The organism is Microbacterium sp. T2.11-28, from assembly GCF_950097975.1.
In the GTDB taxonomy this organism is placed as follows: Bacteria; Actinomycetota; Actinomycetes; order Actinomycetales; family Microbacteriaceae; genus Microbacterium.
In genome coordinates this window covers 273,102-285,166 of the sequence record NZ_CATNHF010000023.1, presented here as the reverse complement: position 1 = coordinate 285,166, position 12,065 = coordinate 273,102, and the positions used below count along the sequence as shown (strand labels likewise).

Here is a 12,065-nt window from a genome sequence, read left to right as displayed (position 1 = left end):
ACCCTCTCGCCCCGACCCCACCCTCTCGTGCGCGCACGCACGCGGTGGGCTGGGCGGTACGGGGTGGGCTGGGCGCCGGTGGCGGGGCGGGGCGGCGGGGCTGGGCGGGGCTACGCGGAGGCGCGGGGGACGAGCGTCGTCGGGACGACGGTGTGCGTCGCGGGGGTGTTCGCGATCGCGGCCACGAGCGCGCTGACGGCGGCCTCGCCGAGCGCGTCGAAGTCCTGGCGCACGGTGGTCAGCGGCGGGCGGAACTCCGCGGCGTCCGCCACGTCGTCGTAGCCGACGACCTGCACGTCGACGCCGACGACGCGGCCCGCCTCGGCGAGCGCCCGCAGCAGACCGAGGGCCATCTGATCGTTCGCCGCGAACACGGCGGTCACGCCGGGGCGCGCTGCCAGCTCGACACCGGCGGCGAAGCCGGAGGCGGCCGACCAGTCGCCCCGCACGAGCGGCGGCACCACCGCACCGGCGGCGACGAGCGTCTCGCGCCAGCCGCGCTCGCGCTCTCCCGCGGCGAACGAGGTCTCGGGCCCGGCCAGATGCCACACGGTGTCGTGCCCGCGAGCGAGCAGGTGCGAGGTCGCCGCGGCGGCGCCGCCGCGATGGTCGGACTGTACGGTCGCGAACGCGGGCGCGGCGGCCGGGGCGGGTCGCGGCGAGTCGACCGCGACGATCCGCAGGCCCTGCGGCAGGGCCGCCTCGCCGGCGATCGCGGTCGCCTCGTTCAGCACGATGGCGCCGTCGACACCCTGCTCCCGCAGCTGGGCGAAGGCGCCTGCCACGCCCTCCCGCCCGGCGAGGGTGACGACGGTGAGAGCGAATCCGCGACGGGCCGCGGACGAGGCGACGGCCTCGAGCATCCGCGAGTTGCCGACGGTGGCGAGGGTCGCCACGACGACCCCGATGGTGTGGAAGCGGCCGGTCCGCAGCGCCCGCGCCGTGCGGTTGAGCTGGTACCCGAGCTGAGCCATCGCATCCTCGACACGCGCCCGGGTGGCGGGATCGACGCGGGGGCTGTCGTTGACGACGCGCGACACCGTCTGCGCCGAGACGCCCGCGACCGCGGCGACGTCTCCCATCGAGACCCGACGTTCCATCGCCCCTCCTCTGCCTCGGCCGTGCCGGCACCTGTCGCCGCTCCGGATCGGCTCCCGACTCCGGAAGAACCGGCCGTGTTGACGATAACACGCCGAGCGGCTACCGTGTTATCGTGAACATGCCGGAGATGCGCCCAACCGACACCACCGTTGAGACCCTCGGCGCCGGAGTGGTGAAGCGCACGACCCGCCTCGCCGACGGCCGCGAGCTCCTCTACTTCGACGATCCCGGCACCTCGCTCGGACCGGAGCGCGCCGTCGACGCCCGCGACCTCGGGCCGCGCCCCGAGACGGCGACCATGCGTCAGGACGTGCTGACCGGCGACTGGATCTCCGTCGCCGCCGCTCGCCAGAACCGCGCCTTCCTGCCGCCTGCCGAGCTCGATCCGCTCGCGCCGCAGTCCCCGACGAACCCGTCGGAGGTGCCCTCGCTCTACGACGTCGCCGTCTTCGAGAACAAGTCGCCGTCGTTCGGTCCCGCCCTGGCCGCCGCCACCGGCGACGCCCCCGCGGCCGCCGACCCGCCGCGCGGGCTCGACGACCTCGCCCACCTCGGGCTCGGCCGCACCCGCACGAGCGTCGGCCGGTGCGAGGTCGTGTGCTTCTCGCCGGATCACGCCGGCTCCTTCGGCACCCAGACGGTCACCCGCGCCCGCACCGTCATCGAGGCCTGGGCCGACCGCACCGCCGCACTGTCGGCCCTCCCGGGCGTGGAGCAGGTGTTCCCGTTCGAGAACCGCGGCGAGGCCATCGGGGTCACCCTTCATCACCCCCATGGGCAGATCTACTCCTACCCGTACATCACCCCGCGGACCACGCGGCTGCTCGAGTCCATCGATCGCACCGCCCCCGACCTGTTCGCGCGCATCCTCGCGTTCGAGCAGGACGGCCCCCGCGTGGTGCTCCAGGGCGAGCACTGGACCGCCTTCGTGCCGTTCGCGGCCCGCTGGCCGATCGAGGTGCATCTGCTCCCCCACCGCCAGGTGCCCGACTTCGCCGCCCTCGACGAGGCGGAGCGCGACGAGCTCGCGCCCCTGTACCTGCGTCTGCTCCGCGGCATCGACGCCCTCTACGACAGCCCGACCCCGTACATCGCGGCCTGGCACCAGGCCCCCGTCCACGTCGGACGCGACACCGTGCGTCTCAACCTGCAGATCACGAGCCCCCGCCGCGCGGCCGACAAGCTCAAGTTCCTCGCCGGCTCCGAGTCGGCGATGGGCGCCTGGATCGGCGACGTGCCGCCCGAGGTCGCCGCCGACCGACTCCGCACCGCCATCGAAGGGATCGTGCTGTGACCTCCGCCACCGACCTGTTCCGGGAGCTCACCGGCTCCGAGCCGCTCGGCGTGTGGTCCGCGCCCGGGCGCGTCAACCTCATCGGCGAGCACACCGACTACAACGGCGGCTTCGTGTTCCCCTTCGCGATCGAGCACCGCACCTCGGTCGCGCTCGGTCTGCGCGACGACGGGCGCATCCGCGTCGTCTCGACATTCGATCCGGTCCCTGTCGAGGTGGCGCTCGCCGACCTCGACGCGCTCTTCCCGGCCCGCCGCGACGAGATCGTCGAGTGGGCGCGCTATCCGCTGGGCGTGGCGTGGGCCCTCCTGCGCGACCGGGTGCTGCTGAAGGACGCCGACGGCGGGACCGGCGTCACGGGCGTGGACCTGGCCTTCGCGTCCGACGTGCCGGTGGGCGCCGGGCTGTCGTCGTCCGCCGCCATCGAAGGGGCCACGGCATCCGCGCTCGACGAGATCTGGAACCTCGGCAACGACCGCGTGAGCCTGGCCCGGGCGGGGCGCCTGGCCGAGAACGAGGCCGTCGGAGCCCCCACGGGGATCATGGACCAGATGGCGTCGATGCTCGGCCGGGCCGACGCCGGCATCTTCCTGGACTGCCGCTCGCTCGAGGCTCAGGTCGTCGAGCTCGGCTTCGCCCCCGCGGGGCTGGAGCTGCTCGTGATGGACACCGGGGTGAAGCACGCCCACTCCACCGGCGGCTACGGCGAGCGCCGTGCGTCGTGCGAGAAGGGCGCGGCCCTCATGGGCGTCCCCGCGCTGCGCGATCTGTCGGTCGACGACCTCGCCCGCGCCGAGGAGCTGATGGACGACGTCACGTTCCGCCGCGTCCGCCACGTCGTCACCGAGGACCAGCGCGTGCTCGACGCCGTCGCGACCCTCCGCTCGGAGGGCCCCCGCGCCATCGGCCCGCTGCTCGACGCCTCGCACGCGTCGATGCGCGACGACTTCGAGATCTCGGTGCCCGAGCTCGACCTCGCCGTCGACACCGCCCGCGCGGCCGGCGCCGTGGGCGCCCGCATGACCGGGGGCGGCTTCGGCGGCGCCGCGATCGCGCTCGTCGACCAAGGCCTCGTGGCCTCGGTCGCCCTCGCCGTCGAGCGCGCCTTCGCCGACGCCGGCTTCGCGCCGCCGCACATCTTCGGCGTGCGCCCGGCGGACGGCGCCCGCCGGGACGCCTGACCCCGGCGCCCGAGCGAGGGCTCCCGCCGATCGCGGGTGGTGCGCCGGTGAACGCGGGATGACAGGACTGTCAAGGCCTGGATGCCGTCGCGCCCGCGTCGTAACGTCGGTGATGGCGGCGGAACCCGTCCGCGGCTGGAAGGAGCCATCGTGGCGTTCATCACCGTAGGAACCGAGAACTCGGCCGACGTGGAGCTGTTCTACACCGATCAGGGCGAGGGACCCACCGTCGTGCTCATCCACGGCTTCCCCCTCGACGGCGAGTCGTGGGGCAAGCAGCAGGCGGCGCTCCTGGATGCCGGCTATCGCGTGATCGCCTACGACCGGCGCGGCTTCGGGGCGTCGTCGAAGGCCGGATCGGGCTACGACTACGACACGTTCGCGGCCGACCTCCACGCCCTCATGGAAGACCTCGACCTGACCGACGTCACCCTGGTCGGCTTCTCGATGGGAACCGGCGAGATCGCCCGCTACCTGTCCCGCTACGGCGCCACCCGCGTCGCGCGCGCGGCGTTCCTCGGCTCCCTCGAGCCGTTCCTGCTCATCACCGACGACAACCCCGACGGCGCCGGCGACCAGGCCTTCTTCGACGGCACGTCGCAGGCCGTGCGCGACGACCGCCACGCCTTCCTCACCGGGTTCTTCCACGACTTCTACAACCTCGACGACACCCTCGGCAGCCGCATCTCGCAGGAGGCGCTCGACGCCTCGGTGGCCACCGCCCGTCAGGCCGGGAACACCGCGATCGCCGCGGCGCCGCTCACCTGGGCGACCGACTTCCGCGGGGACATCCCCGCCATCACGGTGCCCACCCTGATCCTCCACGGCACGGCCGACAACATCCTGCCGATCGACAAGACCGCCCGGAAGTTCCGCGAGCTGCTCCCCGAGGCGACCTACGTGGAGATCGAGAACGCGCCGCACGGACTCCTCTGGACCCACGGCGACGAGGTCAACGCCGCGCTGCTCGAATTCCTCGGAGCGTCGCCCGCCGAGTGACCGCGTGAACCGCGCGCCCGAGATGCAGGTGGCGCGGCGCGCGGCGGCCGTCGCGATCGCCGCGGCGGCCGTCGCCGCCTGCGCCGGCGTGGCCGCGGAGGTGCACGCGTGGGCTGCGTCGCGGAGCCGCTATCCGCGCGTCGCGGAGCACGGCCCCGCGGCGGGGCGCGACGTCGTGCTCGTGCTCGGCTACCGCTCGCGCGACGACGGCCGGATCAACGCGCTGCAGGCCTGGCGGGTGCGGATCGCCCTGCGGTCCGCACCGGCCGGAGGGCTCTTCGTCGTCTCGGGCGGCGCCGTCCACGGGGAGCACGCCGAGGCCGACGTCATGGCGGACTACGCGATCGTGCGCGGCGGCATCGCGGCGTCGGACATCGTCCGCGAGCGGACCGCGCGATCGACGCGCGAGAACATCGCGCGGTCGCTCCCCTGGCTCCGCGAGGCCCGGACGATCCGCATCGCCTCGAACACGCTCCACGCGCGGCGCGCGCGAGGCTATCTGCGCGAGATCGCCCCGGACCTGTACGCCCGCCTGCGGCCGACCCGCGACTTCGTGCCCTTCGAGATCGGGCCGCTGCGCCTGCCCCTCACCGCCTACGACGCGGTGGCGTCTCTCGGCGCCGCCCGCGCCGGTCGGCGCGAGCGCCGGCGCTTCTCGGCCGGACCGGGGGCGAAAGCAGGCTGAACCGGCCCGATCCGGCCCCGACACTCTCCTCGCGCCGGTTCGGCCTGCTTTTGCCACGCCGGCGGCGGTTGACGGCCGGCGGCGGTCGGTCAGTCGAGGCGGACGACGGCGGCGGGCATCCGCTTCCGCATGACGGCGAGCGCCTCGGGGTTGTCGTCGACGAGCACCGCGTGCCGGCCGAGGGCGGCGGCCACCGAGCCGGTGGTGCCGCTGCCGGCGAACAGGTCGAGCACCCGGTCGCCGGGCCGACTGGAGGCCTGGACGATCCGGCGCAGGATTCCCTCCGGCTTCTGCGTGGGGTAGCCGGTCTTCTCCCGTCCGCCGGTGGGGACGATCGTGTGCCACCAGACGTCGGTCGGGAGCTTGCCGCGGGCGGCCTTCTCGGGCGTCACGAGTCCGGGCGCCATGTACGGCTCGCGGTCGACGGCGTCGGAGTCGAACCAGTAGCGCGCCGGATCCTTCACGTACACGAGGATCGTGTCGTGCTTGGTGGGCCAGCGGCGCCGGCTCTTCGCGCCGTAGTCGTAGGCCCAGATGAGCTCGTTGAGGAAGCTCTCCCGCCCGAACAGGGCGTCCAGCAGCACCTTCGCGTAGTGGGCCTCGCGGTAGTCGAGGTGCAGGTAGAGCGTGCCGTCGTCGGCGAGGAGACGCCAGGCCTCGCGCAGCCGCGGCTCGAGGAAGTCCCAGTAGTCGTCGAACCTGTCGTCATAGGCGCGCAGGTCGCCGCGGAGCCGCGCGTAGGTCGTGCCTCGGAATCCGGCCTTCACGGGCGCGTCGCCCGTCTCGGTCCCCGAGCCGACGGACGGGCGGCCATAACTCCGGTGATCCGTGGGGTCGCCGTGGCGGGTTGCGCGGGATTCCGCGGGCGGAGGCCCGCCAGCCTCCGGTTCTGCCGGAGTTGTGTGCACGCCCCGGACGGCACTCTCGACGGCCTTGCCCTGCACGCGGCCCGTGTTGAACGGGGGATCCAGGTAGATCAGCGTGAACGACGCGGCCGGCAGCGTGCGTGCGACCGCGAGGTTGTCGCCGTGATGGATGGTGACGGACCCCTCGACGGGCTCGGACCCCGGCGCGGGCTCGGGGACCGGGACGGCGTCGGGGATCACGGGACGCGGTGCAGCCACGCGTCGGTCGAGAACTTCGACGCGACCAGGGCCTCGGCCTCGGCGTACTCCTCGTCGGAGATCGTCCCCGGCTCGGCGGCGTAGAGCTTCGTGAACGTCTCGATGAACCGCTCGATGATCGCCTCGCGCGGCAGACCGGTCTGGCTGCGGAGCGGATCGACGCGCTTGGCCGCCGAGACCGTGCCCTTGTCGCTGAGCTTCTCCCGCCCGATGCGCAGCACCTCGGTCAGGACCTGGCCGTCCATGTCGTACGACAGCGTCGCGTGGTGGAGCACACCGCCGTTCGCGAGCCGCTTCTGGGCGGCGCCGCCGATCTTGCCCTGTGGCGAGGCGATGTCGTTGAGCGGCTGGTACACCGCGTCGATGCCGAGCGACCGCAGCGCCTGCAGCACCCAGTCGTCGAGGAAGGCGTAGGAGTCGGCGAACGTCATCCCCGCGACGAGGGATGCCGGGACGTACAGCGAGTAGGTGACGATCGAGCCGGCGGCCATGAGCATCGCGCCGCCGCCGGAGATGCGGCGGACGACGTCGAACCCGTGACGGGCGGCGCCCTCGGGGTCGACCTCGTTGCGGTACGACTGGAACGAGCCGATGACGACGGCGGACTCGTCCCACTCCCAGATGCGGAGGGTGGGGCGGCGCCGGCCGTCGCCGACGCGCGTGGTGAGCACCTCGTCGAGGGCGAGGTTCATCCGGGGCGACACCGCGCGCTCGTGGACGACCTCCCACTCGAAGTCCCGCCAGCCGGGCGCGGTCACGAGGGCCCGGCGCACGGCCGTGCCCACCGACTCCGGCGTGAAGCCGAGCAGCTGCGCCCCCTCGGGCAGGGCGGCGCGGACGGCGGCGGCGATCGTCGCGACGTCGGACTCGACCGGCATCCCGTTCACGGCGGCATCGATGTCGAGGAGCGCGTCGTCGGGCTCGAGGAAGAAGTCGCCGGCGAGGTGGAAGTCGGCGATGCGACCGTCCCGGACCTCGAGATCGACGACGACGAGCTTGCCGCCCGGAACCTTGTACTCACCGTGCATGATCACAGCCTACGAGCCGCGGGGAGCCGCGGCGCGGGGACCCGCGTCAGCGGCGGGCGAAGCGCGCGTCGAGCCAGGCGAGCAGGTCGGCACGGACGTCGGCCTGCATGGTCTCGTTGAAGATCTCGTGACGGGCGCCGGGATAGACGAGCGTGGTCACATCGGTCAGGCCCGAGCGGGTGCGGTAGGCGTCGGCGAGCTTGTGGACGCTGCGGGGGCCGCCGACGGTGTCGTCCTGGCCGACCATGAGGAGCGCGGGCAGGTCGCGCCCGAGGTTGCGTCGCGGACGCCCGTACAGCCGCGCGGCGTCGATCACACCGAAGAGCTTCAGCAGCGGCTCGGACGTCGTCAGCGGGTCCGCCAGGAACGCGGGACCGACCTCGGGATCGCTCGAGAGCCATTCCGCGCCGTGGGCTCCGGGCGTCTTCCACGGGGCGTTGAGGTCGCCGGCGTTGAGCGTGCCGGGCCAGCGCAGCGCCGACCCCGACAGCACGAACGCGTCGTAGGCCTCGGGCCGGTCGTCGACGAGCATCTGGGTGAGGAACGACCCCCACGAGTGCCCGATGACGATGAGCGGCAGATCGGGATGGTCGGCGCGGATGATGTCGGTCAGCTGTCGGCACGCGGCCAGCGTGGCCGGCATCCCGCCCGCCCCGAGCCGGCCGAGCCGGCCGGCGTCGCCGCCGTGCTGCGCCATTCCGGTGCGGCCGTGGCCGCGGTGGTCGTCGGCGTAGACGGTGAATCCGTCGCCGGCCAGCGCGTCGATGAGTGCGCGGTAGCGTCCGGCGTGCTCGCCCACGCCGTGCAGCAGCTGCACGACGCCCCGCGGGGTGCCCGCCGCGGGACGCACGTCGTAGTAGATGACGACGCCGTGGGCGTCGGTGAAGGTCCGCTCTTCGGCGAGTTCGGGCATGCCGCAGAGTCTACGGCGGGAAGCCGCGCGCCCGGCGAAATCGCTTAGCAAGGGTAATGAGCCTGGATAATGAGCTAAGCTAATGAATTGAATGAGCACCACGACCCCCTCCCCCTCGTCCCCACCCGCGCCGTCGTCGACCGAGGCCTCTCTGGCCTCCGATTTCCGCATGGCCACCTTCCGCCTGGCCCGGCGACTGCGCTCCGAGCGCGCCGTCGACTCCATGAGCGACGGGCAGTTCGCCGTCCTCGCCGCGCTCAAGGTCCACGGCCCCCACACGCTGGGCGAGCTGGCCGACCGCGAGCGCGTCACGGCGCCCTCGATGAACCGCACCGTGAACGCCCTCGAGGAGTCGGGCTACCTCAGCCGCACCGCCGACGCCGACGACCGCCGCAAGGTCAACATCCAGCTGACCGAGGCCGGTCTCGCGGTGGTCGAGGAGACGGTGCGCCGCCGCGACTCGTGGCTGGAGCACGCCCTCGACGAGCTGACGCCCGAGGAGCGCGATGTCCTCGCCCATGCGGCCGCCATCATGCGGGAGGTGGCAGGCCGATGAGCGCCATGTTCCGCTCCTTCTCGGTCTTCAACTACCGCGTCTGGTTCATCGGCGCGCTCGTCTCGAACGTCGGCGCGTGGATGCAGGCGACCGCCCTCAGCTGGGTCGTCCTCACCGAGCTCACCGACAACGACGCCGGCGCGATGGGCGTCACCATGGCATTGCAGTTCGCCCCGCCGCTCCTGCTCGTCGGGGTCACCGGCTGGGTCGCCGACCGCTTCGACCGCCGGCGACTGCTGATGATCACGCAGTCCGTGCTCCTGCTCCTCGGGGCGGCCATCGGCGTCCTCATCCTGTCGGGCGTCATGACCCTCCCCCTCATGTACACGTTCGCGCTGGCGCTCGGCGTGGTCGCCGCCTTCGACAACCCCGCACGGCAGGCCTTCGTCTCCGACCTCGTGTCGCGCGAGACCGCCTCGAACGCCGTCGCGCTGAACGCGGCGTCGTTCAACGGCGCGCGGATGATCGGGCCCGCCGTCGCGGGCGTCGTGATCGTCGCGGTGGGCACCGGCTGGGTCTTCCTCGTCAACGCGGTGACCTTCCTCGCCATGATCGTGGCGCTCGCGATGATCCGGATCGACGAGCTCATCCCGCGGGTGAAGGCCTCGGGAGCGGCGCGCCTCGCCGACGGCGTCCGCTACGTGGCACGACGGCCCGACCTCGTGGTCGCCTTCTCGATGGTGTTCCTCCTCGGAGCCTTCGGCATGAACTTCCCGATCTTCGCGTCGACGATGGCGCTGGAGTTCGGGCAGGAGGCCGACGGCTACGGCCTGCTCAGCTCGATCCTCGCGATCGGCTCCCTCGCCGGCGCGCTGCTGGCTGCCCGCCGCGACCGGGCGCAGATCCGCTTCGTCATCGCCGGCGCCGGGATGTTCGCCGCGGCCGCCCTGGTGTCGGCGTTCATGCCGACGTACTGGCTGTACGCGGTGACGCTGATGTTCACCGGCTTCGCCGTGGTGACGACGCTCACCACCGCCAACGGCTACGTGCAGACCACCACCGATCCCGCCCTGCGCGGTCGCGTGCTCGCCCTGTACATGGCGATCCTCATGGGCGGCACCCCGATCGGCGCCCCGATCGTGGGCTGGGTGGCGGCGCAGTTCGGTCCGCGGGCCGCGATCCTGCTCGGCGCCGTGGCGGCCCTCGTGGCGTTCGGCATCGGCCTCACCTGGCTGCTCGTGTCGGGTCGCCTCCACCGCCACGCGTCGCGGCGGTTCGCGCTGTCGCTCGACGAGACGCGCCCGATCACGGTCGTCGCCCCCGAGGAGTTCAGCGACGAGGTGGCCTCGACCACCCCGATCCGCATGCCCGGCGACCTCCCCCGCGCCCCGCGCTGATCCCACCTCCGCTGACCCCACCTCCGCCGATCCCACCTCCGCCGAGCCGACACGCTTCGTGCGAGCCGACACGCGAGATGCGGTGCGAATCGTGTCGGCTCGCACAAAGGGTGTCGGCTCGCGAAGGCAGGAAGGGAGGCAGGGAGGCAGGGCGGGCGGCGTCCGCGCCCTCGACAATCCGGTTAGCGAGCGATAACCTGAATCGAGTTATCCACCGATAACCGAAGCGAGGATGCCGTGTCGACGACGACCGCCCCGGACTACCGCGCCCTGGTCGACGACCTGCGCGAGAGGCTCGACCGCGCCGCCCGCGGCGGCCCCGAGTCCTCCCGCGCACGCCACGTCGAGCGCGGCAAGCTGCTCGTACGCGAACGCATCGACGAGCTGCTGGACCGCGGCAGCCCCTTCCTCGAGATCGCCCCGCTCGCGGCCTGCGACCTCGACGCGCCGGACGCCGAGCCCACCTGGCCCGCCGCGGGCGTCGTCGCCGGCATCGGTCTCGTCCACGGGCGGCCGGTCATGGTCGTCGCGAACGATGCGACCGTCAAGGGCGGCACCTACCATCCGCTCACGGTGAAGAAGCATCTGCGCGCACAGGAGATCGCCGCCGAGAACCGCCTCCCCTGCATCTCGCTGGTCGACTCCGGCGGGGCCTTCCTGCCGATGCAGGACGAGGTCTTCCCCGACCGCGACCACTTCGGGCGGATCTTCTACAACCAGGCGCGGATGTCGCGCGACGGCATCGCGCAGATCGCCGCCGTGCTCGGCTCGTCCACCGCCGGCGGCGCCTACGTCCCGGCGATGAGCGATCAGACCGTGATCGTGCGGAAGCAGGGCACCATCTTCCTCGGCGGGCCGCCCCTCGTGAAGGCCGCGACGGGCGAGGTCGTCTCGGCCGAGGAGCTCGGCGGCGGCGACACCCACTCGAGGATCTCCGGCGTCACCGACCACCTCGCCGACGACGACGCGCACGCGCTGCAGATCGTCCGCGACATCGTCGCGACCCTCCCGGCACCCGCACTGTCCGGCGTGCTCGAGACGGTGGTCGGCGCAGGCCCGGTCGATCCGCCCGAGTTCGCACCGGAGACGCTCTACGACGTCGTCCCGGTCGACCTCACGACCCCCTACGACGCCCGCGAGATCATCCGCCGCCTCGTCGACGGCAGCCGGTTCGACGAGTTCAAGCGCGAGTACGGGGAGACCCTCGTCACCGGCTTCGCGCGCATCCACGGGCATCTCGTGGGCATCCTCGCCAACAACGGCGTGCTGTTCTCCGAGTCGGCGCTCAAGGGCGCCCACTTCATCCAGCTGTGCGATCAGCGCGGCATCCCCCTCCTGTTCCTCCAGAACATCACCGGGTTCATGGTCGGGCGCGAGTACGAGGCGGGCGGGATCGCCAAGCACGGCGCGAAGATGGTCAACGCCGTCGCCTGCGCCCGCGTGCCGAAGCTCACCGTCGTGGTCGGCGGATCCTTCGGAGCCGGCACCTACTCGATGTGCGGACGCGCGTACTCGCCCCGCTTCCTGTGGCTGTGGCCGGGCGCGCGGGTCTCGGTCATGGGCGGACCGCAGGCCGCGTCGGTGCTCTCGACGGTGCGCCGAGACCAGCTCGAGGCGGCCGGCGCGACGTGGTCGGCCGAGGAGCAGGCCGCTTTCGAGGCGCCGATCCGCGAGCAGTACGAACGCCAGGGCAGCCCCTACTACTCGACGTCGCGCCTGTGGGACGACGGCGTCATCGACCCCGCGCAGACCCGCGACGTGCTCGGACTGGCGCTCGGCGTCGTGGCCGCCGGTGCGGCAGCGCCCGCCCCCGACCCCGCCGGCTACGGCGTCTTCCGGATGTGAGC

At 72.8% G+C, this 12,065-nt stretch carries 11 protein-coding genes; 7 read left to right on the top strand and 4 right to left on the bottom strand.

Annotated features, from left to right (window positions below; all coding sequences use genetic code 11):
- Window positions 1-110 precede the first annotated feature (110 nt).
- Window positions 111-1,082: a LacI family DNA-binding transcriptional regulator gene (locus QQZ13_RS10915; protein WP_284529178.1), complete on the bottom strand. Its 972-nt coding sequence runs from the start codon at window positions 1,080-1,082 to the stop codon at window positions 111-113.
- A gap of 137 nt (window positions 1,083-1,219) precedes the next feature.
- Here QQZ13_RS10915 and galT point away from each other — a divergent pair, with 137 nt between their 5' ends.
- From galT to QQZ13_RS10895, 4 genes are all read left to right on the top strand, one after another.
- Complete coding sequence (gene galT, locus QQZ13_RS10910; RefSeq protein ID WP_284529176.1) at window positions 1,220-2,395, top strand: galactose-1-phosphate uridylyltransferase; 1,176 nt, start codon at window positions 1,220-1,222, stop codon at window positions 2,393-2,395.
- The gene (galK, locus tag QQZ13_RS10905; RefSeq protein WP_284529119.1) at window positions 2,392-3,576 is read left to right on the top strand and encodes a galactokinase; all 1,185 of its coding nucleotides are present in this window, start codon (window positions 2,392-2,394) and stop codon (window positions 3,574-3,576) included. Before galT ends, galK begins: the two co-directional genes overlap by 4 nt.
- A 150-nt stretch (window positions 3,577-3,726) precedes the next feature.
- Complete coding sequence (locus tag QQZ13_RS10900; RefSeq protein ID WP_284529118.1) at window positions 3,727-4,575, top strand: alpha/beta fold hydrolase; 849 nt, start codon at window positions 3,727-3,729, stop codon at window positions 4,573-4,575.
- Between the two features lie 4 nt (window positions 4,576-4,579).
- Window positions 4,580-5,260 carry a YdcF family protein gene (locus QQZ13_RS10895; RefSeq protein ID WP_284529117.1) on the top strand — a complete coding sequence of 227 codons (681 nt, stop codon included), beginning with the start codon at window positions 4,580-4,582 and terminating at the stop codon, window positions 5,258-5,260.
- An 89-nt stretch (window positions 5,261-5,349) separates the two neighbouring features.
- Here the strand turns inward: QQZ13_RS10895 and QQZ13_RS10890 are convergent, their stop codons facing one another.
- The 3 genes from QQZ13_RS10890 to QQZ13_RS10880 are packed head-to-tail and all read right to left on the bottom strand — an operon-like array spanning window position 5,350 to window position 8,325.
- Complete coding sequence (locus QQZ13_RS10890) at window positions 5,350-6,363, bottom strand: site-specific DNA-methyltransferase (RefSeq protein WP_284529174.1); 1,014 nt, start codon at window positions 6,361-6,363, stop codon at window positions 5,350-5,352.
- Window positions 6,363-7,412 (bottom strand): biotin/lipoate A/B protein ligase family protein, encoded by a 1,050-nt coding sequence (locus QQZ13_RS10885; protein ID WP_284529116.1) that lies wholly within the window; start codon window positions 7,410-7,412, stop codon window positions 6,363-6,365. Before QQZ13_RS10885 ends, QQZ13_RS10890 begins: the two co-directional genes overlap by 1 nt.
- Before the next feature lie 46 nt (window positions 7,413-7,458).
- Complete coding sequence (locus QQZ13_RS10880) at window positions 7,459-8,325, bottom strand: alpha/beta hydrolase (RefSeq protein ID WP_284529115.1); 867 nt, start codon at window positions 8,323-8,325, stop codon at window positions 7,459-7,461.
- 91 nt (window positions 8,326-8,416) lie between these two features.
- Here QQZ13_RS10880 and QQZ13_RS10875 point away from each other — a divergent pair, with 91 nt between their 5' ends.
- From QQZ13_RS10875 to QQZ13_RS10865, 3 genes are all read left to right on the top strand, one after another.
- Window positions 8,417-8,881, top strand: a complete 465-nt coding sequence (locus QQZ13_RS10875; RefSeq protein WP_284529113.1) for a MarR family winged helix-turn-helix transcriptional regulator — start codon at window positions 8,417-8,419, stop codon at window positions 8,879-8,881.
- Entirely contained in the window at window positions 8,878-10,218 is a 1,341-nt protein-coding gene (locus QQZ13_RS10870) for an MFS transporter (protein ID WP_284529112.1), read from the top strand. The genes QQZ13_RS10875 and QQZ13_RS10870 overlap by 4 nt, the downstream gene beginning before the upstream one ends.
- Before the next feature lie 237 nt (window positions 10,219-10,455).
- Complete coding sequence (locus QQZ13_RS10865) at window positions 10,456-12,063, top strand: carboxyl transferase domain-containing protein (RefSeq protein WP_284529111.1); 1,608 nt, start codon at window positions 10,456-10,458, stop codon at window positions 12,061-12,063.
- Window positions 12,064-12,065 lie beyond the last annotated feature (2 nt).